The 26,358-nt window shown below is 64.5% G+C and carries 23 protein-coding genes and 1 tRNA gene; 12 read left to right on the top strand and 12 right to left on the bottom strand.

What is annotated here, in order from left to right; all coding sequences use genetic code 11:
• Window positions 1-29: 29 nt before the first annotated feature.
• The 4 genes from RUGAMON1_RS23310 to RUGAMON1_RS23295 all read left to right on the top strand — a co-directional run bounded on the left by RUGAMON1_RS23310 (window position 30) and on the right by RUGAMON1_RS23295 (window position 4,870).
• On the top strand, window positions 30-1,730 hold the full coding sequence (locus tag RUGAMON1_RS23310) for a DUF8614 domain-containing protein (RefSeq protein WP_445232771.1): 1,701 nt from the start codon (window positions 30-32) through the stop codon (window positions 1,728-1,730).
• A 201-nt stretch (window positions 1,731-1,931) separates the two neighbouring features.
• Complete coding sequence (locus RUGAMON1_RS23305; protein ID WP_445232770.1) at window positions 1,932-2,612, top strand: DUF2268 domain-containing putative Zn-dependent protease; 681 nt, start codon at window positions 1,932-1,934, stop codon at window positions 2,610-2,612.
• Between the two features lie 98 nt (window positions 2,613-2,710).
• Window positions 2,711-3,424 carry a BON domain-containing protein gene (locus RUGAMON1_RS23300; protein WP_445232769.1) on the top strand — a complete coding sequence of 238 codons (714 nt, stop codon included), beginning with the start codon at window positions 2,711-2,713 and terminating at the stop codon, window positions 3,422-3,424.
• A 135-nt stretch (window positions 3,425-3,559) separates the two neighbouring features.
• On the top strand, window positions 3,560-4,870 hold the full coding sequence (locus tag RUGAMON1_RS23295; RefSeq protein ID WP_445232768.1) for an MFS transporter: 1,311 nt from the start codon (window positions 3,560-3,562) through the stop codon (window positions 4,868-4,870).
• A gap of 10 nt (window positions 4,871-4,880) precedes the next feature.
• Here RUGAMON1_RS23295 and RUGAMON1_RS23290 read toward each other — a convergent pair whose 3' ends face one another.
• A complete protein-coding gene (locus RUGAMON1_RS23290; RefSeq protein WP_445232767.1) occupies window positions 4,881-5,273 on the bottom strand; it encodes an MAPEG family protein in 393 nt (130 codons plus the stop codon).
• A 342-nt stretch (window positions 5,274-5,615) separates the two neighbouring features.
• Here RUGAMON1_RS23290 and RUGAMON1_RS23285 point away from each other — a divergent pair, with 342 nt between their 5' ends.
• Window positions 5,616-6,722 carry an FxDxF family PEP-CTERM protein gene (locus RUGAMON1_RS23285; RefSeq protein WP_445232766.1) on the top strand — a complete coding sequence of 369 codons (1,107 nt, stop codon included), beginning with the start codon at window positions 5,616-5,618 and terminating at the stop codon, window positions 6,720-6,722.
• Window positions 6,723-6,810: 88 nt separating this feature from the next.
• Here RUGAMON1_RS23285 and RUGAMON1_RS23280 read toward each other — a convergent pair whose 3' ends face one another.
• Window positions 6,811-8,904 (bottom strand): prolyl oligopeptidase family serine peptidase, encoded by a 2,094-nt coding sequence (locus RUGAMON1_RS23280; protein WP_445232765.1) that lies wholly within the window; start codon window positions 8,902-8,904, stop codon window positions 6,811-6,813.
• A gap of 125 nt (window positions 8,905-9,029) precedes the next feature.
• On the opposite strand from RUGAMON1_RS23280, the gene RUGAMON1_RS23275 reads away from it, so the two are divergent.
• Window positions 9,030-9,875 (top strand): PhzF family protein, encoded by an 846-nt coding sequence (locus RUGAMON1_RS23275; protein WP_445232764.1) that lies wholly within the window; start codon window positions 9,030-9,032, stop codon window positions 9,873-9,875.
• Window positions 9,876-9,882: 7 nt separating this feature from the next.
• On the opposite strand, the gene RUGAMON1_RS23270 is transcribed toward RUGAMON1_RS23275, so the two are convergent.
• Window positions 9,883-10,671: a substrate-binding periplasmic protein gene (locus RUGAMON1_RS23270; RefSeq protein ID WP_445232763.1), complete on the bottom strand. Its 789-nt coding sequence runs from the start codon at window positions 10,669-10,671 to the stop codon at window positions 9,883-9,885.
• A gap of 259 nt (window positions 10,672-10,930) precedes the next feature.
• Here RUGAMON1_RS23270 and RUGAMON1_RS23265 point away from each other — a divergent pair, with 259 nt between their 5' ends.
• Together RUGAMON1_RS23265 and RUGAMON1_RS23260 are read left to right on the top strand one after the other, a co-directional pair.
• Window positions 10,931-13,624 carry a hypothetical protein gene (locus RUGAMON1_RS23265; RefSeq protein WP_445232762.1) on the top strand — a complete coding sequence of 898 codons (2,694 nt, stop codon included), beginning with the start codon at window positions 10,931-10,933 and terminating at the stop codon, window positions 13,622-13,624.
• Between the two features lie 15 nt (window positions 13,625-13,639).
• On the top strand, window positions 13,640-14,245 hold the full coding sequence (locus RUGAMON1_RS23260) for a hypothetical protein (protein ID WP_445232761.1): 606 nt from the start codon (window positions 13,640-13,642) through the stop codon (window positions 14,243-14,245).
• Here RUGAMON1_RS23260 and RUGAMON1_RS23255 read toward each other — a convergent pair.
• From RUGAMON1_RS23255 to RUGAMON1_RS23240, 4 genes are all read right to left on the bottom strand, one after another.
• Window positions 14,183-14,737, bottom strand: coding sequence for a hypothetical protein (locus tag RUGAMON1_RS23255; RefSeq protein ID WP_445232760.1), 555 nt, complete (start codon window positions 14,735-14,737; stop codon window positions 14,183-14,185). The two genes, RUGAMON1_RS23260 and RUGAMON1_RS23255, sit on opposite strands and share 63 nt — an antisense overlap.
• Before the next feature lies 1 nt (window position 14,738).
• Window positions 14,739-15,518 (bottom strand): substrate-binding periplasmic protein, encoded by a 780-nt coding sequence (locus RUGAMON1_RS23250; protein WP_445232759.1) that lies wholly within the window; start codon window positions 15,516-15,518, stop codon window positions 14,739-14,741.
• A 67-nt stretch (window positions 15,519-15,585) separates the two neighbouring features.
• Window positions 15,586-16,104: a GNAT family N-acetyltransferase gene (locus RUGAMON1_RS23245; RefSeq protein WP_445232758.1), complete on the bottom strand. Its 519-nt coding sequence runs from the start codon at window positions 16,102-16,104 to the stop codon at window positions 15,586-15,588.
• On the bottom strand, window positions 16,101-17,309 hold the full coding sequence (locus tag RUGAMON1_RS23240) for an MFS transporter (protein WP_445232757.1): 1,209 nt from the start codon (window positions 17,307-17,309) through the stop codon (window positions 16,101-16,103). Before RUGAMON1_RS23240 ends, RUGAMON1_RS23245 begins: the two co-directional genes overlap by 4 nt.
• A 70-nt stretch (window positions 17,310-17,379) precedes the next feature.
• On the opposite strand from RUGAMON1_RS23240, the gene RUGAMON1_RS23235 reads away from it, so the two are divergent.
• Complete coding sequence (locus tag RUGAMON1_RS23235) at window positions 17,380-18,597, top strand: citrate synthase family protein (RefSeq protein WP_445232756.1); 1,218 nt, start codon at window positions 17,380-17,382, stop codon at window positions 18,595-18,597.
• A gap of 31 nt (window positions 18,598-18,628) precedes the next feature.
• Here RUGAMON1_RS23235 and RUGAMON1_RS23230 read toward each other — a convergent pair whose 3' ends face one another.
• The 5 genes from RUGAMON1_RS23230 to RUGAMON1_RS23210 all read right to left on the bottom strand — a co-directional run bounded on the left by RUGAMON1_RS23230 (window position 18,629) and on the right by RUGAMON1_RS23210 (window position 23,451).
• Entirely contained in the window at window positions 18,629-19,774 is a 1,146-nt protein-coding gene (locus RUGAMON1_RS23230; protein WP_445232755.1) for a hypothetical protein, read from the bottom strand.
• A gap of 220 nt (window positions 19,775-19,994) precedes the next feature.
• Window positions 19,995-20,070 (bottom strand) — tRNA-Lys (locus tag RUGAMON1_RS23225).
• A 72-nt stretch (window positions 20,071-20,142) separates the two neighbouring features.
• Entirely contained in the window at window positions 20,143-21,957 is a 1,815-nt protein-coding gene (gene tfpB / locus RUGAMON1_RS23220; protein ID WP_445232754.1) for a type IV pilus assembly ATPase TfpB, read from the bottom strand.
• Between the two features lie 63 nt (window positions 21,958-22,020).
• Entirely contained in the window at window positions 22,021-22,809 is a 789-nt protein-coding gene (locus tag RUGAMON1_RS23215; RefSeq protein WP_445232753.1) for a spermine/spermidine synthase domain-containing protein, read from the bottom strand.
• A 117-nt stretch (window positions 22,810-22,926) separates the two neighbouring features.
• Window positions 22,927-23,451, bottom strand: a complete 525-nt coding sequence (locus tag RUGAMON1_RS23210) for a glycine zipper 2TM domain-containing protein (protein WP_445232752.1) — start codon at window positions 23,449-23,451, stop codon at window positions 22,927-22,929.
• Between the two features lie 437 nt (window positions 23,452-23,888).
• Between RUGAMON1_RS23210 and RUGAMON1_RS23205 the strand changes: the two genes are divergently transcribed.
• The 3 genes from RUGAMON1_RS23205 to RUGAMON1_RS23195 all read left to right on the top strand — a co-directional run bounded on the left by RUGAMON1_RS23205 (window position 23,889) and on the right by RUGAMON1_RS23195 (window position 26,346).
• Window positions 23,889-24,287: a barstar family protein gene (locus RUGAMON1_RS23205; protein WP_008451499.1), complete on the top strand. Its 399-nt coding sequence runs from the start codon at window positions 23,889-23,891 to the stop codon at window positions 24,285-24,287.
• A gap of 124 nt (window positions 24,288-24,411) precedes the next feature.
• Window positions 24,412-25,023, top strand: a complete 612-nt coding sequence (purN, locus tag RUGAMON1_RS23200; protein ID WP_008451497.1) for a phosphoribosylglycinamide formyltransferase — start codon at window positions 24,412-24,414, stop codon at window positions 25,021-25,023.
• A gap of 18 nt (window positions 25,024-25,041) precedes the next feature.
• The gene (locus RUGAMON1_RS23195; protein ID WP_445232751.1) at window positions 25,042-26,346 is read left to right on the top strand and encodes an RsmB/NOP family class I SAM-dependent RNA methyltransferase; all 1,305 of its coding nucleotides are present in this window, start codon (window positions 25,042-25,044) and stop codon (window positions 26,344-26,346) included.
• Window positions 26,347-26,358 lie beyond the last annotated feature (12 nt).

The raw sequence follows: 26,358 nt of genomic DNA, 5'->3' as shown, positions 1-26,358 counted from the left end.
TGCGGATCTCACTCCACCCTGAGGTTCGAATGAAAAAAATACTGCTCCCTCTGGCCCTGGCTGTTGCCTGCGCCTCCGCTTACGCCGCACCGGCCAGCGTGACCGATCTGGACAAGATGACCAAGCGTTTCGCGCCGGTCGCCCTGACCGCCGACACCAGCCAGCTCTCGGCCGGCGACAAGAAGGCCATCGCCAAGCTGATCGAAGCGGCCAAGATCATCGATGTGCTGCAACTGCGCCAGCGCTGGTCCGGCAACGAGGCGCTGTGGTCCGCGCTGCAGAAGGATCAAACGCCGCTGGGCAAGGCGCGCCTGAACTACTTCTGGCTCAACAAGGGCCCGTGGTCGATCCTGGACGACCATCAAAGCTTCCTGCCGGCCGAACTGTCCGGCATCGCGATCCCGGCCAAGAAGCCGGAAGCTGGAAACTTCTATCCCGAAGGCGCGACCAAGCAAGCGCTGGAAAGCTGGATGAACGCGCTGCCTGCCAAGGACAAAGAGCAGGCGCAATGGTTCTTCACCACCATCCGCAAGAACGTTGCGGGCCAGTTCACCATCGTCAAATACTCGGACGAGTACAAGCCGGAGCTGGAGAAGGCCGCCGCGCTGTTGAAGCAAGCGGCCGCCGACACGGACAACGCCTCGCTGAAGAAGTTCCTGCAACTGCGCGCCGACGCCTTCCTGAGCAACGACTACCTGGCCTCCGACTTCGCCTGGATGGATCTGGACGCGCCGGTCGACATCACCATCGGCCCCTACGAAACCTATAACGACGAGCTGTTCGGCTACAAGGCCGCGTTCGAAGCCTACGTCAACATCCGCGACCAGAAGGAAACGCAGAAGCTGGACTTCTTCGCCAAGCACATGCAGGAGCTGGAAGACAACCTGCCGCTGGACGCCAAGTACCGCAACCCGAAAGTCGGCGCGCTGGCGCCGATGGTGGTGGTCAACCAGGTGTACGGCGCCGGCGACGGCAACATGGGCGTGCAGACGGCCGCCTACAACCTGCCGAACGACGAGCGCATCATCAGCCAGCGCGGCTCCAAGCGCGTGATGCTGAAGAACGTGCAGCAAGCCAAATTCAAGTCCACGCTGACGCCGATCTCCAAGCTGGTGCTGAAGCCGGCCGACCAGAAGGACGTCGACTTCGACTCCTTCTTCACCCACATCCTGGCGCATGAAATCACGCACGGCCTGGGACCGCACATCACCAAGAACAACGGCGCCGAATCGACGCCGCGCCAGGACCTGAAGGAAGCCTACTCGACCATCGAGGAAGCCAAGGCTGACATCACCGGCCTGTACGCGCTGGCCTACATGATGGACAAGGGGCAGCTGGCCGGCACGCTGGGACAGGGCGCCGTGGCCGAGCGCAAGCTGTACACCACCTTCCTGGCCTCGGCCTTCCGCACGCTGCACTTCGGCCTGACCGACTCGCACGCGCGCGGCATGGCGATCCAGATGAACTACATCCTCGACAAGGGCGGCTTCATCTCGCACGGCGACGGCACGTTCGCGGTGGACTACAAGAAGATCAAGCAGGCCGTGATCGACCTGGACCGCGAGTTCCTGACCATCGAGGCGACCGGCGACTATGCCCGCGCCAAGGACATGATGGCCAAGTACGTGGTGATCCGTCCCGACGTGCAAAAGGCGCTGGACAAGATGAAGACGGTGCCGAACGACATCCGTCCTGAATTCAAGACCGCCAACACGCTGCTGGGCAAATAAACCACGGGGGTCAAGTCTGACATTCGGACACGGCCTCTGTCGTAGCGGCCGCTACGGCAGAGGCCGTGTCCGAATGTCAGACTTGACCCCCGGCCGTTTCAAAACCTCAATGATTCCTCTTTTTCTACGTAGAAATAATCTGTTGTAGAACCTGCCTGATGGCAATTAATATTGCCCGCTGCGTGCTACAGTTTGATCACCATGATCAAGCGCACCTTATTCCTGTTGCTCCTGTCGTCCGCCAGCCTGGCCTCCGCCGCCCAGTTGACCGATATGGAAACCCGCTGGCTCACCGCCGGTTCCGCCGTGCTGGGCTACGCCAAGCAGGAACTCAAGCTGCCGATCGATATCACCGTGCAACCGCAGGCCCGACCCACCGATGTGCCGCTGGCGCTGGGCTTCCAGAACGGCCGCTGCAAGTTGGTGCTGTCGATGCGCGGCAATCCCAACGCTGAAGACGTGCTCGCCGGCGTGCCCGCCGAGCAGCAGGCGCTGATGATCGAAGCCATGGTGGCGCACGAGATCGGCCACTGCTGGCGCTATGCGCAAGGCGTGTGGCATGTGTTGCCGGCCGGCTTTGAAGAATCCGCCCAGTCGGCGCCGGAGCAAGCCCAGGCGCTGCGCCTGACCCGCCGCGAGGAGGGCTTTGCCGACCTGGTCGCGCTGGCCTGGACCCAGCGCCGCCATCCGCAACAATACGCCGCCGTCGCCGCCTGGATGCGGCAGGTGCGTCAACCGGCGTCCGCCACGTCCGCCGCCGGTTCGCACGGCACGCTGGCCTGGCTGCAACTGGCGCCCACCGGCGCCGCGTTCAGCGCCGGCCAGCCCTTGTTCGAGCAGGCCGCCAGCCTGTGGCGCCAGGGCTTGCTGCGCGACGAATAATCCCCGCAGCCAATTCCATAACTGTGTACGTTCCCGCACAGAGCAGGGGCGCGGGCGGGCGTCTAATGTGTCCACTAACCACCAAAAAGGGACACATCATGAACAAAGTACTTCTCTTCGTCATGGCCACGGCCGCCAGCGCTAGTTTCGCCGCCACCACTCCCAACAACGATACGGTGGCGTACAAGGCCACGGTCAAGCAGGCCGAGATCGACTACAAGAGCGCCAAGGCGGCTTGCGATGCGCAATCGGGCACGTCCAAGGATATCTGCGTCGACCAGGCCAAGGTGGCCCGCGCCAACAGCGAGGCCAACGCCACGATGCAGTACAAGAACGACAAGCGGTCGGTGCAGAAAGCCCTGACCGAAGTGGCGGACGCTGACTACAACCTGGCCAAGGCCAAATGCGCACCGATGACCGGCGCCGACAAGGACAGCTGCCTGGGCAGCGCCAAGTCCATGCATGTCGCCGCCATCAATGACGCCAAGGCCGGCAAGAAAATGGCCGACGTGGCCCAGACCGGCATCGATTGCAGCACCATGAGCGGCGCCGACAAGGCATCCTGCGAAACCAAGCAGAAGAGCTCGATGGCCAAGGACACCGTGGCCGATTCCGTGATCACCACCAAGGTCAAGACCGAACTGCTGGCCGAGCCCGCACTGAAGTCGCTGGACGTGCATGTGGAAACCACCAACGGCACCGTCATGCTGAGCGGCTTCGTGCCCTCGCAGGCTGAGGTGGACAAGGCTGTCGACGTGGCCCGCAACGTCAAGGGCGTGAACAAAGTGCAGAGCTCGCTGCGCATCAAGTAAGTTGTCCCCCGCCGGCCTCCGGGCCGCCAGGGACCGCCGGCCTGCGGTCCCTTTTTTTGCTTGTATTCATTACGATCATAATGTAAAGTGCTTGCAAGCGTGCCTTCCGCGCGCACCGACCACGCGAGGACCGTCATGTTCGCCCTACCGTTTTCCCGCTGGCTGCAACGCCGCGGCCTGCACTTTTCCTGGGTGATCGTCGCCATCACCTTCCTCACCGGACTCAGCTCGTCGGCCGCGCTGGGCCTGCCGGGCGCGCTGCTGCAACCGCTGTCGAAGGAATTCGGCTGGGACGTCGAGCAGATCTCGTCGGCGCTGGCGGTGCGCTTCGTGCTGTTCGGGTTGATGGGGCCGTTCGCCGCCATCCTGATGGAACGTTTCGGCCTGCGCAATGTCGTCGTCACCGCGCTGACGCTGGTCGCCAGCGGCCTGGCGCTGGCCACGCAGATGACGCAGTTCTGGCAGCTGGTGCTGTTCTGGGGCATCATGCTCGGCGTCGGTTCCGGCATGACCGCGCTGGTGCTCAGCGCCGTGGTCTCGACCCGCTGGTTCGACACCCACCGCGGCCTGGTGGTGGGCATGCTGACGGCCGCCTCGGCCACCGGCCAGCTGGTGTTCCTGCCGATCGGCGCCTGGTTGATCGAGCACTACGGCTGGCGCACGGCGGTGATCCCGGTGCTGCTGGCCTGCGCGCTGGTGGCGGTGCTGGTGTTGCTGTTCATGCGCAACCGTCCCAACGAAGTGGGCCTGGCGCCGTATGGCGCGCCTGCCGGCACGCCGGTCGCGCCGCCGGCCCCGCCGATGCGGATCACCTTCGCCACGCCGTTCAAGGTGCTGGCCGGGGTCGCCAATCAGCGCGTGTTCTGGATCCTGTTCTGCACCTTCTTCATCTGCGGCCTCAGCACCAACGGCCTGATCCAGACCCACTTCATCTCGCTGTGCGGCGACGCCGGCCTGTCGGCGGTGCCGGCCGCCTCGGTGCTGGCGATGATGGGCGCCTTCGACCTGGTCGGCACCATCGCCTCCGGCTGGCTGTCGGACCGCTACGACAACCGCAAGCTGCTGTTCATGTACTACGGCTTGCGCGGGCTGTCGCTGTTCTGGCTGCCGTATTCGGAATTCACGCTGTACGGCCTGTCGCTGTTCGCCATGTTCTACGGCCTGGACTGGATCGCCACCGTGCCGCCGACGGTGCGGCTGGCCGGCGCCACCTTCGGCAAGGAAAAGGCCGGCATGGTGTTCGGCTGGGTGTTCGCCGGCCACCAGCTGGGCGCCGCCGTGGCCGCGTATGGCGCCGGCCGCGTGCGCACCCTGATGTTGACCTACAACCCGGCGCTGTTTGCCGCCGGCGCCGCCTGCCTGGTGGCGGCCGGCATCATCCTGCTGATCCGCAAGCCGGCTGTGGCCGCGGCCGCCAGCGCGGCCGCGCCGGCCGAGGCCGCCTGAGGGGAGGGCGTCAGCCCATCGCCAGCAGCGCGATGCTGACGCCCACGCCCGCGAACCACGCCAGCGTGCGCAGCGCGTCGACATTGGCCAGGTAGAGGCCGATGTAGACCAGCCGCAGGCCGATAAAACCCAGCGCCAGCAGGTCGATGCGCGCCTGGTCGGCGTGAGCCTGCTGCGCCAGCACCACCGCCGCGATGAACAGCGGCAAGATCTCGAATCCATTCATCTGCGCCGCATTGGCGCGCGCCTGCCAGCCGGTCAGGCCGGCCGCCCACGTGCGCGGCTGCTTGTTGTCGTAGCGTCCGCCGCCGGACGGTAGCTTGGCTGAGGCGAGCTTCGCCAGCCCCACTGTCGCGGCCGGCAGCATGCAGGCCGCCAAAACACACCAGTTTGCAATCGTCATCCCTGTCCCCTTGATTTGTTGATGGAAAGCCATGCTACATGGCTTTGGCGCCTTGTCGCCATCGATCTGAAAGTCAAAGCGTTGAGCGGCGTCAACAACAGTGGCATAAGTTTCAACTAGATTCAGACAAGCTCTGCAATAGCTGTCACAAATCGTAACAAATATCAAGAAAGTGGTGTAAAAATAAATATTCCAACAACAACAATCGTGCATAAAAGAACAATGTTATATTGCTTTTCCGACCACAGTCATCTGGGATGCACTTCGGTGATGATGGCTGGCGGTTGTAATTCAGGGCTATAAATCTTTCCACAAGAAACCAAAATAGTAAGGATAGTTTTCATGATCTTCGATACTCCAAAATTCAAACTCGTCGCCCTGGCCGCAGCCCTGATGGCCACCGGCGCAGCTCACGCGTCGAACGCCAAGACCAGCGATGTCGCAATGCTGGAACCGCTGACCGGCAATACCTCAGCCGTGAGCAACTGGCGTTTCACCGCCGGCCAGAGCTTCAACGGCGTGGTCGGCGCGCTGGACGGCGTCGCCCGTCTGAGCTTCAGCAATTCCGAGGGCAACTGGGCTTGCTCCGGTTCGCTGCTGGCAGGTGGCCAATACGTGCTGACCGCCGCACACTGCGCCGATGACTTCAGCAAGATGACCGTGCAGTTCGGCTGGGATAACGGCCACGCCGCCGTGACCCGCAATGTTTCCGTCGGCAACGCCTACGTGAACAAGGCATGGACCGGCGCGCTCGATACCGGCGCTGACATCGCGATCCTGAAGCTGGACACCGCTGTCACCGGCATCAAAGGCTACAACCTGAGCACGACCAACGACGTCGGCAAGGACTACCTGATGGCCGGCTACGGCACCACCCAGAAGTCCACCACCAACAGCGCCACCAACTGGAACGATGGCGGCTACGGCCACTACGGCTTCAACACCTTCGACGTCGACAGCAAGACATTCAACAAGGCAGCCGGCGATGCAGGCGTTTATGCCTACGACGCCAGCTACTACGCTCCGGGCGCGACCTACATGAGCGACTTCGACGACGGCACCGCAGCACGCAACACGCTGGGCCGTATCGCTGGCGTGACCGGCAACCAGTGGAGCAGCAGCACCGGCCGCGGCGCCGATGAAGCGCTGATCGCCGGCGGCGATTCGGGCGGTGGCGACTTCGTCTGGAACGGCAAGGAATGGCTGCTGTCGGGCGTGCACTCGTGGGGCTGGCAGGGCAGCGAAGCCTGCCCTGACTTCGGTCTGGCTGGCTGCGACAACTCCACCAACAACCACTCCAGCTTCGGCGATCTGTCCGGCTCCACCGCGACGTACTCGCATATCGGCTGGATCAACTCGGTGACCGCCGTGCCGGAACCAGAAACCTACGCCATGATGCTGGCCGGCCTGGCGCTGGTGGGCGTGGCCCGCCGCCGCAAGCAAGCCTGATCTAGCAGGCGTTAAAAAGCCCCGCCTGCACCGGGCGCGCTCCAGAGCGCGTTCGGGCAGGCGGGGCTTTTTTGATGGGCCGCCGGTTTTACTTCAGGTACCTGGCCAGCCAGCCGTGCACTTCGCTGTAGAAGTAGCGGCTGTTATCGCCTTTCAGGATCCAATGATTCTCGTCCGGGAACACCAGCAGCTTGGCCGGCACGTTCAGGCGGTGCTGGGTCGCGTAATTCATCAGCGCGTTGTTGGCCGGCACCCGGTAATCGAGCTCGCCCACCGAAATCAGGATCGGCGTGGTGAAGCCGGTGCCCTTGTCGTGATTCCCCGCCTGCATCACCGGGCTCTGCTCGCGCCACACCGCCTTGTCGCCCCACACCGGGCCGCCGCTGTTGACTTCGCGGCCGTGGATGCTGTCGCTGCTGCCCCACTGCATCACCAGGTCCATCTCGCCGGCGTGCGACACGAACGCCTTGTAGCGCGTGGTGGTCGCCTGCAGCCAGTTGGCCAGGTGGCCGCCGTAGCTGGCGCCGCCGGCCGCCAGCCTGCTGCCGTCGACGTAGTTGTATTTCTTGACCGCTTCGTCGACCGCTTCGTTGAGCTCGTCGCCCGGACCCTTGAGCGGATCGCCCTGGATCGCGCGCGCGAATTCTTCGCCGTAGCCGGTCGACCCCTTGTAGTCGGTCAGCAGCACCACATAGCCCGGCTGCGCCAGCAGGTGGTAGTTCCAGCGGATTACGAACTGGTCGCGCCACATATTGGCCGCGCCGCCGTGGATCACCGCGAACAGCGGATATTTTTTGGCCGGATCGAAATTGGCGGGCTTGACGATCATGTTGTGGATCATGCGGCCGTCGCTGGCCTTGAACCAGAAATGCTCGGGCGCCTGCCAGTCGATGCCGGCCGCGCGCTCGGTGTTGAACGAGGTCAGGCGCTTGGGCGCGCCGTTGCCGAAGGCGTACACCTCGGGCGGGTTGATGGACGATTCCCACACGCCCACCACCGCCTTGCCGCCGGCCGCCAGCGAACCGATGCTGCCGGTCGGCGGCGACGCCTCGTCGCGCAGGTCGCCGCCGGCGTAGTTGATCGAATGCAGTTGTTCCAGGCCGGCGTGCTCGTAGCTGAACACGATGCGGTTGCCGCCGGCCGGCAGCGCAAAGCGCGAGATCGAGCGGTCCAGCGTGGCCGTCAATATTTTCGGCGTCGGATTGCTCAGCGGCCAGGCGAAGCTGGCCAGGCGGCTGACGTCGTAGACCTTGCCTTCCTCCTCGGCCTCGGTCAGCGTGAACAGCGTCTTGCCGTCGGCGCTGAATTTCAGGCCGTGGTAGCTGTGCTTGTCCCGGGTCAGTTGCTGCGGCTCGCCGCCGGCCGCCGCCACGCTGAAGATCTGCGTGTAGCCGGAGGCGCGCGCCGCTTCGTCGCGGTTGGTCGAGGCCGAGAACACCACGGCCTTGCCGTCCTGCGACCAGATCGCGTCCAGCGACTGGCCCTCGTCGCCCTGGCCGCCGCCAAAGCCCGGCAGCGCCGCCAGCTTGCTGCCGGACAGCAGGTCGCGTGGCTTGGCGCCGACTTCGGCGTCCATCACGAACAGCCGCACTTTCTTATCGTCGAGCCACTTGTCGAAGAAGCGCGGCGGGAAGGTTTCGTAGGCGCGCGCGGTGTACTTGCGGTCCTTGCGTTCCTTGGCGCTTTGCTTGACGTCGGCCTCGCTGGCGTTGCCGGGATAGATATCGCTGACGAACAGCAGCTGCCGTCCGTCCGGGCTGTACTTCGGCTGGCGCGCGCCCAGGGTCAGCGTGGTCAGGCGCTGCGCCTCGCCGCCGGCCGCGACGTCGATGCGATACAGCTGGGCGGCGTCGTCGCCGTCGCGCTTGGCCACGAACACCAGCTGCCGGCCGTCCGGCGACCAGACGGCGCCGCTCTCGCCGCCCTTGCTGAAGGTCAGGCGGCGCGCCGGCGTGTCGTCGGTCAGCGATTTGATCCACAGGTCCGACCATTGCTCCTTGCTGTCGTAGGCCGGATCGGTGACCGGGAACACGGCCCACTTGCCGTCCGGGCTGGGCAGCGGCGCCCCGACCCGCTTCATCAGCCACACGTCTTCGTGGGTGATCGCGTGTTTGGCGGCGGCGTCGGCGGCCGGGGCTGCATATGCGGCGGCGCCGCCGGCCAGGCCGGCCGAAATCAACATGGCAAAAATGGAAAGTCGCGGTATAGTCATGACGAGGTCGCTGTAATGTCGGTGAAGCGACGATAGTGACCAAATCTCCCATTGCTGTCAATCAAGTATCCATCCAACCCGTGGAGTAGCCATCTATGCAGACCATCACCAAGATCCATAAAGTCGCAGCCTTCACCGCAGGCGAACTGGGCGGTAATCCGGCCGGCGTCATGATCCGTTCGGCGCTGCCGGACGAGGGGGCCATGCAGCGCATCGCCGCCGAGATGGGGTATTCGGAAACCGTGTTTGCCGCGCCCACCGGCGACGGCTGGCGGGTGCGCTATTTCTCGCCGGACGGCGAAGTGCCGTTCTGCGGCCACGCCACCATCGCGCTGGGCGCGGTGCTGGCGCAGCAGAACGGCGACGGCATCTTCCCGCTGACCACCAACCACGCCCGCGTCACGGTCGAGGCGCAGAGCAAGGGCGGGCAGGGCAGCGCCGCGCTGCAGTCGCCGGCCACCGCCAGCGCGCCGGCCCCGGCCGCCCTGGTGACGGCCGCGCTGGCGCTGTTCGGCTACCGCCTTGCCGACCTGGACGACCGCATCCCGCCGGCCATCGCCAACGGCGGCGCCAACCACCTGGTGCTGGCGCTGGCCAGCCGCGAGCAACTGCGGGCGATGCGCTACCAGCTGGCGGACGGCCGCAGCCTGATGCGCGACCACGGCCTGGCGACGATTTCGCTGGTGCACGCGGAAACCATGCAGCGCTTCCACGCGCGCAATCCGTTCGCCTCCGGCGGCGTCTACGAAGACCCGGCCACCGGCGCCGCGGCGGCCGCGCTGGGCGGCTATCTGCGCGACCTCGACTGGCCGCACGGCGGCGCCATCGACATCGTCCAGGGCGAGGACATGGGCGCGCCCTGCCATCTGCGGGTGGAGATTTCCAAACAGGCCGGCAGTTCGATCCGCGTTTCCGGCAACGCCCGCATGCTGGGCGACTAGTCGCGGTTCACTGGTCCCACTTCTTCAGCAGGCGCGCCAGCTCGCCGGTTTTTTCCATCTGCTCCAGCGCGCGCCGCACGCGGGCCACCACGCCGGGGTCGACATGCCGGCCCATCACCATGTGCAGCTGCGCGGTGGACATCACCTGCGGCAGTATCTTGACCTTGCCGGACGCGCCTGCGCGCGCGAGGAAGCCCTCCAAACCCGGCGAACGGTGCAGGAAAAAGCGTGCCCGGCCGGCCAGCAGCTTTTGCACATTCATGGCCGGGCTGGTGGCGCTGGCGTTGATCTGCAAGCCGCCCTGCGCGATCAGGAAATCGGTGGTGGCATAGCCGCGGTTGGCCAGCACCACGCCGTTCTTGCCCAGCTTGCGCACGTCGTCCCAGTTGTTGATCACCACGTCGTCGTTGGCGCGCACCAGCAGCATGTAGTTGATGGGAAACAGCGGCGGATCGAGATACACATACTGGCGCTCGCGCTGCTCGGTACGCTGGACCGCGCACAGCGCGTCGTGCTGATGCGTGGCCACTTCGTGATAGGCGCGTATCAGCGGCATCCACTGCTGGTCGCCGACGAAGATCAGGCCCGGATCGATGCGCTCGATGGTGCGGAAGATATCCACGCACAGGCCGACGATGCGGTCCTTGCCGGCCGCGATGAACTTGGGTTCCGTGCCTTCCTGCGCCGCCACCCGCAGCGCCACCGGCTGCGCGGCGGCCGGGGGCAATGGCGCGGCCAGCAGCATCAGCAGCATGCCGGCGTCCATCATCCTGCGCAGTTTCCTCCTCGGCGACATAGCTACTCCGGCGGCTTATTTGAGAAAGTATAACAGTGCTCGATCCGAAGAACGGCAATGCCGTCCAGCACCTGAAATTGCCGGGCGCACCGCTGTGATCCTGTCGGCGAACTTGACAGTGGCCAGCGCGCCGTTCCGGCGGCGCACGCTAATGGTCTGATTACAAAGGAGGAGCAGAGCACGGCACGATAAATGCGTCACACCGCCGCGTGTCCGCCTGGCGCGGACTGGTGTTTCCACGCATGGGAAAGGAAATCGTATGCGCATTGCTCCCTCTCTGTTGCTGGCCTCCTTGTTGTTGGCGGCCAGCCTACCCGGCAAGGCCTTCTGTCCCAAGAACGGCTTTGTCTGTTTCATCACGTCCAAGTCGGCCGGCAGCCTGACCCACCAGGACATTACCCAACGCGGCATCGAAGCGCTCGACAAGCGCTACTTCGCCGTGCCCAAGCTGACGGCGTCGATGCAAAAGGCGCTGGACCAGATCATCGAGGCCGACGCCAAGGTCGATGAAGACCAGACCAGCTCGGCCAAGCACTTCGATGGCGAGAACGCGGCCGGCGCCCAGCTGCGGCTGGCCACGCTCAAGCAGAACGTGCTGGACGCGCTGCGCAGCGACCCGATCAATACCACCGGCGCGCGCGACAATCTCGGCAGCGCGCTGCACACCATCCAGGACTTTTACTCGCACAGCAACTGGGTCGAGCAGGGCAACAGCGGCGCCCATCCCGGCGTCGGCCGCCCCGGTTCGCTGCCCTTCGCCGGCCCCGCCACGCCGACCTGTTCGGGCTTCACCGACACCGGCCTGTTCTGCGCCAACTCGTCCAACCTGATCGGCAGCCTGCTCACCAGCGGCTATTACGGCGGCGAGGACCGGGTCAAGCCGGGTTCCTTCAAATGCAGCCACGGCGGCCCGCTCGACAAGAGCTCGCCGTCCAGCGATATCGTGGGCTACTTCCGCGAAGGCATCAACAAGGACACGCTGTACTGCGACATCTCGCCGCACAGCGGCTTCCACAACACGGCGGCGGCCGCCGCCATCGCCGGCACCCAACAGTTCGTCGAAGACATCAAGGCCGAGATCACGCCGGCCCAGCTGAAGGCGCTGCTCGGCGCCGGCCCCACGCTGGCCTTCGCCATCGACACCACCGGCAGCATGGGCGGCATCATCGCCGGCGTGCGCGCCTCGGCCATCAGCATCGTCGACGCCCGCCTCGGCACCGACGAGGAACCGCTGCAATACGTGCTGGCGCCGTTCAACGACCCCTTCACCGGCCCCACCATCGCCACCAACGACGCCGGCCTGTTCAAGGGCGCCATCAGCGGCCTGGGCGCCTCGGGCGGCGGCGACTGCCCCGAGCTGGCCATGACCGGCATGTACAACGGCCTGTCGCTGGCCGATCCCGGCGGCGACCTGTTCATGTACACCGACGCCACCGCCAAGGACGCCGGCCTGGCCGGCGCCGTCATCAGCCTGGCCAAGAGCAAGGACATCAAGATCTATCCGGTGCTGTTCGGCAGCTGCTCGCCATTGACGCCGGGCTTCCTGCAGGCGGCGGCCGAGACCGGCGGCCAGGTGTTCTTCCTGTTCGGCAGCGAGGCCGCCAACGTCACCCAGCTGGCCGACCTGGTGGTGCGCAACAACGTGGTGCAGGTGCTGTCGCTGGTCGACACCTATCCCAGCGCCAAGAGCTACACGCTGCCGGTCGACAGCAGCATGAGCCGGCTGACGGTGTCGGTCAGCGGCACGGTGCAGGGCGTGCAGCCGGTGGTCACGCTGACGCGGCCGGACGGCGTGGTGGTGACCGCCGCCAACGCCACCAAATACCTGAGCCTGTCGAGCGGCGTCATCATCTCGATCGACAGCCCGCCGCGCGGCGCCTGGACGCTGTCCATCAACGGCTCGACCAGCCAGACCTATGTCAACGTCAACGGCGTGGCCGACCTGGCCTTCAACTCCTTCCGGCTGAACCGCTTCGGCGCGCAACCGCCGCACCAGGGCTTGCTGGCCATCGACGGCGAACCGGGTCCGGGGCAGGCGCTGTATGCGGTGGCCTCGCTGACCGGCATCGCCAGCGCGCCGCAATTCCAGCTGCGCCGCAAGAACTTCGAGCTGCTGTCGCCGCTGGCGCTGGAGCAGGACCAGACCGACGGCGGCAAGTTCTTCGGCGCGCTGACCATACCGAATGAAGCCTTCGTCGCCTACGCCACCGGCACCGACAGTTCCGGCTTCCCGTATCAGCGGCTGGTCAGCGTGATGGTGCAGCCGCAGACGGTGTCGGTGACGCCGCCGTCGCGCCAGGACCTGCGCCCCGGCGTCAGCACCACGCTGATGTACCAGGTGCGCAACGACGGCCCGGCCGGCACCTTCAGCGTCAGCGCCACCGACGACCAGCACTACATCCAGTCGGTCTCGCCGACCACGCTGACCCTGGCCAGCGGCGAGAGCGCCAGCGTCGCCGTCACGCTGATGCCGCCGGCCGGCGCGCGCATCGGCAGTTCCGACAGCATCACGGTCTCGGCGCAGAGCACCGCTGTCGCCACGGTCCACAACAGCGCCTCGTTGACGGTGTTCGTCACCGGCGCGGTGCAGGTGCCGGGACGGCCGGACTTTACCGCCGCCATCGTCGGCCAGGAAAACGTGGCGCCCGGCATGATCGGCCTCGATGTGCGGCTCACCAACATCGGCGTCGGCACCGCGCGCGACCTGACCTTGTCCTCGCTGTCGCTGCGCACGCTGGCCGGCACCGGCACCGTCACGCTCAACACTGCCTTGTCGCCGGCGCTGCCGATGGTGACGCCGAACGTCGACGTCGGCAGCTTCTTCACGGTGCGCCTGACCTTCAACGTGCCCGCCACCGTGCGGCGCTTCAGCGTGATCGAAAACGGCAGCGTCACCGACCTGAGCGGCGTGATCTACGCCTACTCGCAGGCCCAATCCGTCATCCCGAAATAAACCGGAGGAACCGTCATGAAAGCTCGATACCTGTGCGCGCTGGCCGCGCTGTTGTGGAATATGCTGTTGTGTACCGTGTTGTGGACGCCCACCGCGCAGGCGGCGCCGCTGGTGTTCACCTTCGCCACCTTGCCTGCCGGCGGCGCGCTGACCGGCCATCCCGGCGATACGGTGGGATGGGGCTACCAGTTGGTCAACACCGACCCGCTGAACTGGTTCGTGCCGACCCAGCTGAACGCCTCGTCGTTCAGCATCGGCATACCGGACGCCAGCTACTTCGACTTCCCGGTGCTGGCGCCGGGCGCCAGCACCACCGTCGCCTTCGATGCGCTGGCCCACACCGGCTTGTACGGCTTGCAGATTTTTGCATTCGCCTTGCCGGGAATGAGCGACATCGGCAGCTTCAGCGTGTCCGGCGAATGGTGGAACGGCGACCCGCTGGGCGGCGCCAGCTTCCTGCAAGCGTCCGATGTGCAGCTGGCGCCGCTCTCGGTCACGCTGGCGGTGACGGGCGTGCCCTTGCCGGGCAGCCTGTGGCTGCTGGCGTTGGGCTTGCCGCTACTGTGGCTGGGCCAGCGCCGCCGCCAGGAAGGCTCGCAGTTCGGCCGCGCTCTGGGGTGAGGGCGCGGCGGGCCGCACATCCAGGTAGGCGTGGGGACCGGTGCGGCCCAGCAGCTTGAAGGACTTGCCGGCGTAGACGGTGGGTCGCACTTGCAGCAAGGCCAGTTGCGTCCGGCCGTCGCCCGCCGCCCGCAGGTGCACGATGAACTGGCAGGCGTACTGGCGGCCCTCGGCGTTCCAGTAGTAGTCGACGTCGGGCGTGATCAGCACATCGTGGCGGCGCTGTGGCGCCGGCAGTTGCAGCCACGCCGCCAGCGCCGGACTGGCCGGCGGCAAGGCCAGGTCGGCATCGGGCGGAAACAGCGGCGCGCCGTAGGGCAGGGCGATGCGGTAGCGCCGGTGTTCCTCGCGTTGCGCGGGGATGTGCTGCACCGCTTGCAGGATCGCTTGCTGCGCCTGTTGCGGCGCCATGCGCACCGTCAGCTCACCGTCCTGCGCGCGCGCCGCCGTCGACCACAGCAACGCCAGCGTGGCCAGGACGGCGCGCTTCATGTCAGTCCCATTTGCGCATCAGCCGTTCCAGCTCGCCGTTTTTTTCGAGTTGGAACAGCGCGCGTTCCAGCCGCTCGTTGATGAAGGCGGCGAGTTTTTTGCTAGTCACGAAATACAGCTTGGCGCTGTACATCACTTGCGGCAGGATGCGCACCTTGTCGGCGGTGCCGGTGCGCAGCAGCAGCCTCTGCAGGCCGGGGCCGCGATGGAAGAACATGCGTCCGCGTCCGGCGATCAGCTTTTGCAGATTCAGTTGCGGATTGGTGGAATTGGCGTCGACTTCGATGCCGCCCATTTCGGCCAGGATATCGCCGGCGGCGAAGCCGCGGTTGATCAATACGACATTGTCGGGTGCCAGGCGGCGCACGTCGTCCCACTGCATGATGTTGATCGTGTCCTGGACACGCACCAGGAAGTGGTAATCGATGCTGTACAGCGCCGGCCCGAGGAAATGAAAGCGCTGTTCGCGCTCGGCGGTGCGCTGCATGGCGCATTGCACATCCTGCTGGCCGGTTTCCAGTTCGGAGTAGGCGCGTATCAGCGGCTTCCAGCGCTGGTCGCCGACGAATTGCAGCGAGGGTTCGACCTGTTCGACGGCGCGCATGATGTCGACGCACAGTCCGACCACGTGGTCCTTGCCATCTGCAATGAACTTGGGTTCCGTGCCCTCTTGCGCGGCGGTGCGTAGCACGATGGCATGGACAGGCAGGCTGGCCGAAAGCACAAGCGCGCAGCATGCCGCGACGAGCAGCCGGCCCCACTTGCTTTGCTGTCCTGCCATCTGTCTCTCTCCATATCCCAGTGAGCTCTGTTTGACGTCAAGCTTACACCAGTATCGGCCTGGCGTCTCATGGGGATGTTCGGATAAATCGATGGCCGCCACGCGGCGCGCCGGCGATGATTTCCATGCCGTCCTGGTGCTCGCCCTGCACGAAGCCGCATTTGCGCAGCACATGGGCCGAGGCGAGATTGTCGTCGCTGACATAGGCCAGCAAGCAACGCAGCCGCCACCGCTGCTCCGCCAGCGCGATCAGGTGGCGCAGCGCTTGCGTGGCCAGCCCTTTGCCGGTCTGGTCGCTGGCGATGCGATAGCCGGCCTCGGCAGTGACCGCGCGGCGGTCGATGTCCTTCAGGTTGGCGCGTCCGACGATGCGGCCTTGCCCGTTCAGGATGATGCAGGGATGCCAGATGCCGGCGGCGTGGCCGTCCAGGTATTGTTCGATATGTCGCCGCACGCCTTGTGGCGTATAGAACTCCTGCGCGCGCGGTGCGATGTGCTGCTCGAACCAGGCGCGGTTCTCCAGCTCGAATTGCAGCAGCGGCGCGGCGTCTTCATGTTGCAGGGTTCTGATGAGGATGTCGTTCATGTCGTCTCCAAAAAATCCTTCGCGCTGGCGACCAGGCCCGCGCAAGCCAGCGTGGCCATGCCCGCCGCCGTCAGCGCGGGAACGATGCCGCAGTGCGCGGCCAACAATCCCCACGCCGCGCTGCCGGCGGTCTGGCCGGCGGCGATCGCCAGGATGTGCACCGACAGCGTGCGGGCGCGCACCGCGTCGGGAAAAGCCTTCTGCGCCGCGCCGTTGAGCGTGGTGACGATGGCCGACCATGCCATGCCGCCGATCACCACCAGTAGCAGGCTCAGCGGTTGTGAGGCGACCAGGCCGATGGTGGTCAGCATGGCGCCATAGACTGCCAGGCCGCCGGCCAGCACCATGCGCCTGGCCGCATGGCGGCGCACGGCCGGCAGCACGACGGCGGCCAGCACCGCGCCGGCGCCCAGTGCGCCCATCAGCGATCCGTAGGTGCCGGCGTCGGGGTGCAGCAGCGGCAACAGCGCCGCGAACGCCGCCGACACGAAGAAGATGCCCATCCCATGCAGCAGCAGCGATCGATAGCGGGGCGAGGCGCAGCTGATGCGCAGCGCGCTGCCCACGCTGTGGCGGCGGACGGCGGGCGTCGTCGCGCGCGGCCGTTCGGCCGATCGCCATTGCCGGTAGATCCACAGCAGCGCGCTGAAGGACAGCGCGTTGAACAAATACAGCGGGCCGGCTCCCGCCAGCTGGAACAGCACGGCGCCCAGCGCGGGGCCGGCCAGCGCCGCCAGGTTGTAGCTCAGATTGTTCAGCGTGGCGGCGGCCTCCACTTCCTGCAACGGCACCAGCGAGGACATCGAAGCCTGCCAGGCCGGCATCGTGAACGCCAGGCCGGCGCCCATGGCAAAGGTCAGCAGCAGCAAGGCCGGCACCGGCTGGCTGCCGCCGTAGGCCAGCAGCGCCATGGCGACGGCGGCCAGCGCCATCACGGCGTTGCTGCGGAACAGCAGCGTGGGCCGGTGCAGCGTATCGGCCAGCGCGCCGGCGGGCAGGGCGAACAGCAGCATCGGCGCCCAGGTCGCGGTCTGCACCAGCGCCGTCAGCTGCGGCGAATGCGACAGCGAGGCGATCTGCCACGCCGCGGCAAACGCCTGCATCCGGCTGCCCAGGTTGGACAGCAGATTGGCCAGCCACAGCTGGCGAAAGCGCGCGTGGCGCAGCGGCTGGAAGATCGAAACGGCGTCAGAAGGAGATTGCATGGCTGAAGTCTAAAAGCGCGGCGCCGGGCGGGTCAATCTTGATTCCTGCAATCGACATTACAATACGCGCATGAACAAAGACCTGTCCGCGTCCGAGGCGGCGCGCATCCTCGGCGTCAGCCTCGCCACCCTGTACTCCTACGTCAGCCGGGGCTTGCTGACGCCGAGCAGCGCGCAGGCCGAGCGCCGCAAACGTTATCCGCACGACGAGGTGCTGCGGCTGGCGGCGCGCAAGGCCGACGGCAAGCGGGGAGGGCACAAGGTCGCCGCCGCGATGAACTGGGGCACGCCGGTGCTGGAGACGCGCATTTCGGGCATCGCCGACGGCCGTCTGCACTATCGCGGGCACGACGTGCTGATGCTGGCCGCGAACGCCACGCTGGAGCAGGTGGCCTGCCTGTTGTGGGACGACGGAGGTCAAGACTACTTTGCCGCAGCCGCCGTTCAGGCCGCGCTGCCCGCGCATGCGCTGGCGTCGATCGCCGCCATCGAGACGGCCTACGGCCAGCTGCCATCGATGCCGCCATTGGAAGCGGCGATGTGCATGTTGCCTATGCACGCGCAAGCCATCCCTGCGCAGCTGGACGATGTCCGCGGCCGCTTCGTCGCCGGCGCCGCCTTGATGCGCATGCTGGCCGGACTGCTGCTGAAGCGCCCGCCTGATACCCAGCCGCTGCATCTGCAAGTCGCGCAAGCCTGGCAGGCCGACGCCGCGCAGGCCGACTGGATACGCGCGGCGCTGGTGCTGCTGGCGGATCATGAATTGAACGCATCCACCTTCACCGTGCGCTGCGTCGCCTCGACCGGCGCCAGCCTGGCCGCAACGCTCAGCGCCGGCCTGGCCGCCTTGTCCGGCCCGCAGCACGGCGGCGGCAGCACGCTGATCCGCGTCATGCTGGAAGCGGCGCTGGCGTCGGATAGGCCAGAGGACGGCATCGCCAGCTGGTTCGACGGCCGCGATCCCAGCCTGTTCGGTTTCTCGCATCCCCTGTACCCGCAAGGCGATCCGCGCGGGGCCTATCTGCTGGAGCGCATGGCGCAGTGGCCGCAAGCCCATGCCGTGCTGGCGATCGGCGATCGCGTCGCCGCCAGGCTGGGCATGCCGGCCAACGCCGACTTCGCGCTGGCGGCCATGAGCATCGTCTGTGGATGGCCGCCGGCGGCCGGAGAAATCCTGTTCGCGCTGGCACGTTCAGCCGGCTGGATCGCGCAAGCGGCGGAGCAGATCGCCGACGGTGGCATGATCCGTCCCCGGGCGCGCTATGTTGGCAAGTATCAGGTGGAATGAAAATGGTAAAGGACATCCCCTGATTTCAGCCCTATTTCTGGTGGATTGGCTCTTTCTTTGCTAAGCGGAGATAGATTTTTTGCCGAATTTCGTCTTGTCGGAAATAGACCGCTTCGACTGCCAAGGTTGACGTTGGCTTTGCACTTTTTTGTTCTGGAATAAATTTTGACACATATACCTTGTCACCACTGTCTAGTTGCATCAGTACGGTCTCCGAGCAATTGTCTGCGTCAAAGTTAAATCGCTGTGCTATCTGAGCCGGGGGTACTGTCTTCAGACAGAGCGTGACGGGGATACCTCCGCCGACACGGAACGCCTTGAGCACGGCTCTCCCGATTTTGCTGTTTGCCGGAGGCATCACTACGGTCATGGCGGTTAGTATGCACGCAAGGACTATTGCAATCGCTACTGCAGGAGTGGTCTCATATTCAAAGTGGGGAGGAAGAACAATGACTCCCCCTCGTCCCTTGTCGGTAGGTACCCACACTGCCATGTGCAGTAAAGAAAATAAAGCAAACAGGGCGAGACACCCGACCCAGGCGGGCAAGTCGTCTATTTCTGGGACGATGATAAGCGTCACCATGATCGTTAAAGAGTAGGCCCATACCGCCAGTAGCGTGTGAATGAGGGTGATCGTTATGTATGGCCATTTCTTCTCTTTGAGTGCATCGACAAACCAGGGCGTTAAAAATATCCACACAATTGAAAACAATAAAAGGACGCCGGTAGTTATCTGTGCCTTTATACCATCCGTGATCACGCCCAAGCCCAACACGAGTGCCCAAAGTGCTGCCGCCATAGGTACCCATATGCACTTGAAGTATCGGAAAAGACGGGTGTACTGGATATCGCCCTTGGAATCGCGGGCGAGGAAGTAGCCGTTGCTGGTCCTGCGTGAATCGTTTGCTGCGAGTCCAGGGACGAAAATGCCGCCTATTACGATGAGTGTGCCGGCAACCGAAATGACCCCGACGATAAGAAGCGTAGTAGGAAGCGTGTTGAGTTCTAGCGGAAATGGTATCCCAATCTCAGCGGTAAAAGCCCAAAAATAGATAAAGCCGCATAAGGACCCCAAAAGACTCGCAAGTTTCGCTGCTTTAATCAGAAGGTCGTGCGCATCGCCAATTTTCTTTGATGCCTCGCTGAGTTGATTTGATTTTTCAGTGACGGTATTCATTTCTTCTCCTGTTAGATTGAGAAACAACATGTACGTTGCGATGGCTGGTGCGCGATTAGGATGGACTGTCCGATACTTCGCTCTTTGATGCATCTCATGAGTCCGGGATTGGCGCACGTATGGCCGGCAAGAGGAGTGAGCTATCACCGGAGAAAACCGGGACGCAAAAAAGGCCTACGCGCCGGAGCGGGTAAGCCTCAATTGGTACTACTGAATTCGGTGGTAGGCCGTGCGGGATTCGAACCTGCGACCAACGGATTAAAAGTCCGCTGCTCTACCAGCTGAGCTAACGACCCCCGAAAGAGGCCGTATTATATACAGCCTGCCGCGAACTGCAAAGGGTTTTGTGAAAACAATTTATTCCCTTCTTATTTCATCCCCAGCGCCGCCGTCACCTTCAGCACTTCATCGGCCGTGGTCACGCCTTCCTGCACCTTCATCGCGCCGGCGATGCGCAGCGGCTTCATGCCGTCGGCCACGCTCTGGCGGCGCAGCGCCTGGATGTCGGTCTGTTCGCGCACCATCTCGCTGAAGCCCTCGGTCACCGTCAGCAGCTCGTAGATGCCGGTGCGGCCGCGGTAACCGGTCTGACGGCATTCGGGACAACCCACCGCCCGATACACCGTGGTCGGCTTGGGCAAGTCCCAGGCGCCGCCTATGCTGTGCCAGATGTCGTCGCTCAGTTCGCCGTCGTCCCTCTTGCACTCGACGCACAGCGTGCGCACCAGGCGCTGCGCCATGATGCCGATCAGCGTCGCCTCCAGCAGGTAGTAGGGCACGCCCAGTTCCAGCAGCCGCATCACGGCCGACGGCGCGTCGTTGGTGTGCAGGGTCGACAGCACCAGGTGGCCGGTCAGCGCGGCCTGGATCGCCATCTCGGCGGTGGCCAGGTCGCGGATCTCGCCGACCATGATGATGTCCGGGTCTTGCCGCATCAGCGCGCGCACGCCGTCGGCGAACGACAGGTCGATGCCCGGCTGCACCTGCATCTGGTTGAAGGCCGGCTCCACCATCTCGATCGGATCCTCCACCGTGCAGACGTTGACCTCCGACGTCGCCAGCGCCTTGAGCGTGGTGTACAGCGTGGTGGTCTTGCCGGAGCCGGTCGGCCCCGTCACCAGGATGATGCCGTGCGGGCGCGCGGTCAGCTCGTCCCAGCGCTGCGCGTCGTCGACAGGGAAGCCCAGTTCCGGCAAGGTCTTCACCACCACGTCGGGATCGAAGATACGCATCACCAGTTTTTCGCCGAAGGCGGTCGGCAGCGTCGACAGGCGCAGCTCGATTTCCTGGCCGCCGGCGGTGCGGGTCTTGATGCGGCCGTCCTGCGGGCGGCGCTTCTCGATCACGTCCATGCGTCCCAGCAGCTTGATGCGCGCGGTCATGGCGATCATCACCACCGCCGGCACCTGGTACACCTGGTGCAGCACGCCGTCGATGCGGAAGCGGATCGCCGCCATGTCGCGCTTGGGTTCCAGGTGGATGTCCGAGGCGCGCTGCTCGAACGCGTACTGCCACAGCCAGTCGACGATGTTGATCACGTGCTGGTCGTTGGCGTCGACCTGCTTGTTGGTCTTGCCCATCTCGACCAGCTGCTCGAAGTTGTTGCGCAGCGCCAGGTCGTTGGTGTTGTTCTTGTTGGCCTTCTTGATCGACTTGGCCAGGCTGAAGAACTGCGTGGTGTACTGCGCGATGTCGAGCGGGTTGGCGATCACGCGGCGTATCGTGCGGCGCGAGATCTTGGCGATCTCCGCTTCCCATTCGACCGCGTAGGGATCGGCGGTGGCCACCACCAGCGTGTCGCCGTTCAGTTCCAGCGGCAGGATGTTGAAGCGCGCCGCGTAGCTGGCCGACATCACGTCGGCCACGCGGGTGAAGTCTATCTTCAGCGGATCGATGCGGGTGAAGGCCAGGCCGGTGCGCGCCGCCAGCCATTCGCACAGCGCGTCCAGCGTCAGCAGCTTGTGCGGCGGCAGCGCCGACAGCAGCTTGCCATGCGCCACCGCGCATAGTGGGTGCATGGGGCCGATCGCGTTCTTCAGGATGCCCTGGCTTTGCGCGTACAGTTCCTTGACTTCGGCCTTGCGTATCATGCCGTCGGCCAGCAGCCAGGTGTAGATCTGCTGCAGATCGAGCGGCGCCGGTTTGCCGGCGGGACTGATGCTAGGTGCGGACGTTGCGGACATCGTGCCACTTTCAAAAGTCGGCAGCGGAACGGCCCGCTGCCGCATTGCCTCTGCTTGCTTTGCTTACTTCGCTGCTATGCCTTTGACCCAGGTCTTGGCCGGCAGCTTGGTGTCGGCGGTGATCTGCGCGGCGCGCGCCGCCAGCGCCTCCAGGTCGATCGCGCGCTTGCGCTTGAAGGCGATCGCCACCACGTTACCATCATGTACCTGCGGCAGGCAAATGACTTGCTCGAACGCGAACTTGATGGCCTTGATGTTGCGCGCGTAGCTGGGGTGGTCGCCGAACAGGTTGACCGTCATGATGCCGTCGTCGGCCAGGCAGGCGTTGCAGGATTGGTAGAACTCGGCGCTGTCGAGCACCGGGCCGCGCGCGGTGGCGTCGTACAGGTCGACCTGCAGCACGTCCAGCGTGCCGGCGTTGGCCTCGTCGTTGACGTAGTCGAGGGCGTCCATCTCCACCACGCGCAGGCGCTCGTCGTTGTCCGGCAGCTTGAACATCGAGGCGCAGATGGCGATCACCGACGGGTTCAGCTCGACCGCCGTGACGGCGGCCTCGGGGAAGGTGGTGTAGCAGTATTTGGTCAGCGTGGCCGTGCCCAGGCCCAGCTGGGCGATGTGCGCCGGTTTTTCCAGCCACAGCATCCAGGCCATCATCTGTTGCGCGTATTCCAGCTCGGGCCAGTTCGGCTTGCGGATGCGCATCGCGCCCTGCACCCATTCCGTGCCGAAATGCAGGTAGCGCACGCCATCCTGCTCCGACAGCGTCACCGGCGCGTACCTGGGCTTGCGGGTGGGGGCCGATGCGGGACGGGAGGACTCTACTTGTTCGATGGATTTTCGTTTGATCAGCATGGCATGAGGGGGCGACAGAGGTGAACCGGCATTATCCCGCGATGCCTTGCAGCAAAGCAAGCCTGAAAACGACACTGCCGGTCATTGGACCGGCAGTGCTGGGGGAGTAGCGGGGGATTAACGCTGCATCGGTTCCACGACCACGCGCAGGCGCACGCGCTCGCCCGGATCGTAGGACATCACGCTGGTGTAGTTGCGGCCGCGGTAGTCGTAGGTGACTTCATAGCCGGAAGTACGCGATTCCCAATGGTCGACGGTGCGGCACTGTTTCACTTGCTGTTCCTGCACGCCGCCGCTGGACGGGGTGTTGGCGTTGTCGATGCGGTCGCCTGCAACGGCGCCGGCGATGGCGCCCGCCGCGGTGGCGACCGAGCGGCCGGTGCCGCCGCCGACCTGGTTACCGGCCAAGCCGCCGATCAGGCCGCCGATGATGGCGCCGCCCACGCCGCGCTGGGGCGCCGGCTGCTGGACCTGCACGTACTCGGTGCGGCATTCCTGGCGCGGACGGTTGATTTGCTCCACTTGCGGGGTTACACGAACCACACGGCCGAAATCTTCAAAATCGGCAGCTTGAGCTTGAGCAGCGAAAGGCAGGGCGCCTACGCACAGTACGGATGCGATCAATTTGGCTTGCAAGTTCATTTGGTACCTCGTTTCAGTTTGGATGTCTTATCAGGGGCTCTGATATTGCATGGTTTGTATGGTAATCCGGTATGCGGGCTGCAACTAGTGCTAAACAGGTATCTGTGGCAACAAATTGTAACAGTGGTCACGAAACGGCGTCGCCCGGCCAAAAGTGGGAAATGTGCCGATTTGACCCCTAAAACACTTACAAAATGTTCTGTTTTTAACAAATATTGCGTGGGCCATCACATTCGTGTTGATCTAGGAGGAACAACACGTTACCCTAATATGCGTATGGGATTCGAGAAACATATTGAATCAGCCATGGCGAACGCAGACCAGTTTGCCGTGTAAAGTGGACAGGTGCTCAAATTATTTACTCTTTAATTCACAAAATAGGCACGCTCGACAGTAAAGTGGACACACCGTACATACCAGGTCAAATTGAGGGAAACATGAGTTTGCTAATGACCGTGCCGCCCAACCTCGTGCAATCGATCCGCGCCTTCCGCGTGGTCGAGCTGCAAGAAGAAGCGGCCCGCCTCGGACACCACTTCCTGTACGCGCATTGCATCGCCGGCGCGACCAAGCAGCAAGTCCTGGGCATCATTGCGGAATCGTTCCAGTTCCCCAAGGGTATAGGCAAGAATTTCGATGGTTTACGGACAACATTGACCGAAACCATGGCCGGCGCCGGCACCCAGCAGGGTTTCCTGGTGGTGCTGGAGCAATTGCCCAATACCCAGAAATTTGACAAGGAAGCACGGGAAACCCTGCTGGATGTCTTCCGCGACGCTGCCGATTACTGGGCCGACAAAAAAGTCCCGTTCCGGGTATTTTACTCCTTCGAGTAAGCCGGAGCCGTCTCCCACGCCAGCGTGGGAGCGGGTGTTCTGCGCCCCGTGGCGCCCTGCTGCATTGCAACAAATCTTGTTCAGTTGTAGTCCCGACTGCCTGAACAAGGTACAATGTCGGCCTATGAAAAACATCGTCATCCTGATTTCCGGTCGCGGCAGCAACATGGAAGCGGTCGTCCGCGCGGCGCAAGCCGAGCGCTGGCCCGCCCGTATTGCCGCCGTCATCAGCAACCGCGCCGACGCCTCCGGGCTGGTATTCGCTGCTGAACACGGAATCCCGACGGCAATTGTTGCCAATAAAGACTATGCCAGCCGCGCCGAGTTCGACGCGGCGCTGCAAACCGTGATCGACGGCTTCCAGCCCGATCTGGTGGTGCTGGCAGGTTTCATGCGGATTTTGACGGAGCAGTTTGTCGCGCATTACGCCGGCCGCATGCTCAACATCCATCCATCGCTGCTGCCGCTGTTTCCCGGCCTGGCGACACATGCGCAGGCGCTGGCCGCCGGCGTGGCAGAGCATGGGGCGACGGTGCATTTCGTGACGGCCGAACTCGATCACGGGCCGATGGTGGCGCAAGCCGCCGTGCCCGTGTTGCCCGACGATACGGTTGAAACCCTGTCCGCCCGCGTGCTGCAGCAGGAGCATGTCATTTACCCGCGTGCGATACGCTGGTTTGTCGAAGACAGGTTGACGATAGCGCAGGGCGCGGTCCACGTGGACCACACAAAGTAAAACTAACCAAGGAATTCCATGAGATTGCCACCAGCGATACTCGCCAACGCCGAAGAAGTGTTGCGCGAGATTTTGCGCTTTGCCGCGCCGGCCGACACCACCCTGTCGCGCTATTTCAAAGACCACCATCGCCTGGGCGGCCGTGAGCGCGGCGCCATCGCCGAGTGCATCTACAACGTGCTGCGCAACAAATCGTTTTATACCGATTTCTCCGAAGCGGGCGGCGGCGCCACCATGCGCCGCCTGACCCTGCTGGGCATGGCGGACGCGGTCGGCGTGGAATCGCTGGGCGGCCTGACCGAGGATGAAGTGTCGTGGGTCGAGCGCATCCTGCAGATCGACCGCAAGGTGATGCACAAGTCGAGCCGCTCGAACATGCCGAAGTGGCTGTTCGACAAGCTGGTCGAGCAGATGGGTGAAGAAGAAACGCTGGCGCTGGCCGACGGCATGAACTCGCCTGCGCCGCTGGATTTGCGCGTCAACGCCATGAAGGCGACCCGCGACGAAGTGGCCGCCAAGCTGGCCGAAGCGCCGATCCGCAGCACGCCGACGCCGTTCGCGCCGCTGGGCCTGCGCGTGCTGCAAAAGCCTGCGCTGCAAAACCTGCCGCTGTTCAAGGACGGCCATATCGAAGTGCAGGACGAGGGCAGCCAGATCCTGTCGGCCATCGTCGGCGCCAAGCGCGGCGAGATGGTGGTGGACTTCTGCGCCGGCGCCGGCGGCAAGACGCTGGCGATAGGCGCGACCATGCGCAACACCGGCCGCCTGTACGCCTTCGACGTGTCCGAGAAGCGCCTGGCCAAGCTGAAGCCGCGGCTGGCGCGCAGCGGCCTGTCCAACGTGCATCCGGTGCAGATCGCGCACGAACGCGACGCCAAGATCAAGCGCCTGGCCGGCAAGATCGACCGCGTGCTGGTCGATGCGCCATGCTCGGGCCTGGGCACCCTGCGCCGCAATCCGGACGTCAAATGGCGCCAGCAGCCGAGCGCGATCGGCGAACTGCAGGTCAAGCAGGCCGCCATCCTGGCCGGCGCCGCGCGTCTGTTGAAGGGCGGCGGCCGCCTGGTCTACGCCACCTGCAGCTTCCTGGACGACGAGAACGAATTCATCGCCAAGCAATTCCTGGACACGCATCCGGACTTCGAGCTGGTGCCGATGACCAAGGTGCTGGCCGAACAGCGCATCGAGCTGGAGATGGGCGACTATCTGAAGCTGTTGCCGCACAAGCACCAGACCGACGGCTTCTTCGCCGCCGTGTTCGAGCGCAAGCCGATGGTCAAGAAAGTCATCGTCAAGGATGAAGAGGAAGCCGCCGACGAGTAATCGGCAGCACGA

This window comes from Duganella rhizosphaerae, assembly GCF_040364205.1.
GTDB lineage: Bacteria > Pseudomonadota > Gammaproteobacteria > Burkholderiales > Burkholderiaceae_D > Rugamonas > Rugamonas rhizosphaerae.
Note: the sequence above shows the minus strand (reverse complement) of the source record. Positions and strands in the feature narration are given on the sequence as shown.

Excerpts from the sequence above, each read along its gene's own strand:
- RUGAMON1_RS23215 (WP_445232753.1), bottom strand. The coding sequence starts at position 22,809 with ATGCTGATCAAACGAAAATCCATCGAACAAGTAGAGTCCTCCCGTCCC.
- RUGAMON1_RS23270 (WP_445232763.1), bottom strand. The coding sequence starts at position 10,671 with ATGTCGCCGAGGAGGAAACTGCGCAGGATGATGGACGCCGGCATGCTG.
- RUGAMON1_RS23305 (WP_445232770.1), top strand. The coding sequence starts at position 1,932 with ATGATCAAGCGCACCTTATTCCTGTTGCTCCTGTCGTCCGCCAGCCTG.
- RUGAMON1_RS23265 (WP_445232762.1), top strand. The coding sequence starts at position 10,931 with ATGCGCATTGCTCCCTCTCTGTTGCTGGCCTCCTTGTTGTTGGCGGCC.
- RUGAMON1_RS23230 (WP_445232755.1), bottom strand. The coding sequence starts at position 19,774 with ATGAATACCGTCACTGAAAAATCAAATCAACTCAGCGAGGCATCAAAG.
- RUGAMON1_RS23245 (WP_445232758.1), bottom strand. The coding sequence starts at position 16,104 with ATGAACGACATCCTCATCAGAACCCTGCAACATGAAGACGCCGCGCCG.
- RUGAMON1_RS23295 (WP_445232768.1), top strand. The coding sequence starts at position 3,560 with ATGTTCGCCCTACCGTTTTCCCGCTGGCTGCAACGCCGCGGCCTGCAC.
- RUGAMON1_RS23285 (WP_445232766.1), top strand. The coding sequence starts at position 5,616 with ATGATCTTCGATACTCCAAAATTCAAACTCGTCGCCCTGGCCGCAGCC.
- RUGAMON1_RS23250 (WP_445232759.1), bottom strand. The coding sequence starts at position 15,518 with ATGGCAGGACAGCAAAGCAAGTGGGGCCGGCTGCTCGTCGCGGCATGC.
- RUGAMON1_RS23205 (WP_008451499.1), top strand. The coding sequence starts at position 23,889 with ATGAGTTTGCTAATGACCGTGCCGCCCAACCTCGTGCAATCGATCCGC.
- RUGAMON1_RS23260 (WP_445232761.1), top strand. The coding sequence starts at position 13,640 with ATGAAAGCTCGATACCTGTGCGCGCTGGCCGCGCTGTTGTGGAATATG.
- RUGAMON1_RS23275 (WP_445232764.1), top strand. The coding sequence starts at position 9,030 with ATGCAGACCATCACCAAGATCCATAAAGTCGCAGCCTTCACCGCAGGC.
- RUGAMON1_RS23280 (WP_445232765.1), bottom strand. The coding sequence starts at position 8,904 with ATGTTGATTTCGGCCGGCCTGGCCGGCGGCGCCGCCGCATATGCAGCC.
- RUGAMON1_RS23210 (WP_445232752.1), bottom strand. The coding sequence starts at position 23,451 with ATGAACTTGCAAGCCAAATTGATCGCATCCGTACTGTGCGTAGGCGCC.
- RUGAMON1_RS23255 (WP_445232760.1), bottom strand. The coding sequence starts at position 14,737 with ATGAAGCGCGCCGTCCTGGCCACGCTGGCGTTGCTGTGGTCGACGGCG.
- tfpB (WP_445232754.1), bottom strand. The coding sequence starts at position 21,957 with ATGTCCGCAACGTCCGCACCTAGCATCAGTCCCGCCGGCAAACCGGCG.
- RUGAMON1_RS23290 (WP_445232767.1), bottom strand. The coding sequence starts at position 5,273 with ATGACGATTGCAAACTGGTGTGTTTTGGCGGCCTGCATGCTGCCGGCC.
- RUGAMON1_RS23235 (WP_445232756.1), top strand. The coding sequence starts at position 17,380 with ATGAACAAAGACCTGTCCGCGTCCGAGGCGGCGCGCATCCTCGGCGTC.
- RUGAMON1_RS23300 (WP_445232769.1), top strand. The coding sequence starts at position 2,711 with ATGAACAAAGTACTTCTCTTCGTCATGGCCACGGCCGCCAGCGCTAGT.
- RUGAMON1_RS23195 (WP_445232751.1), top strand. The coding sequence starts at position 25,042 with ATGAGATTGCCACCAGCGATACTCGCCAACGCCGAAGAAGTGTTGCGC.
- RUGAMON1_RS23310 (WP_445232771.1), top strand. The coding sequence starts at position 30 with ATGAAAAAAATACTGCTCCCTCTGGCCCTGGCTGTTGCCTGCGCCTCC.
- purN (WP_008451497.1), top strand. The coding sequence starts at position 24,412 with ATGAAAAACATCGTCATCCTGATTTCCGGTCGCGGCAGCAACATGGAA.
- RUGAMON1_RS23240 (WP_445232757.1), bottom strand. The coding sequence starts at position 17,309 with ATGCAATCTCCTTCTGACGCCGTTTCGATCTTCCAGCCGCTGCGCCAC.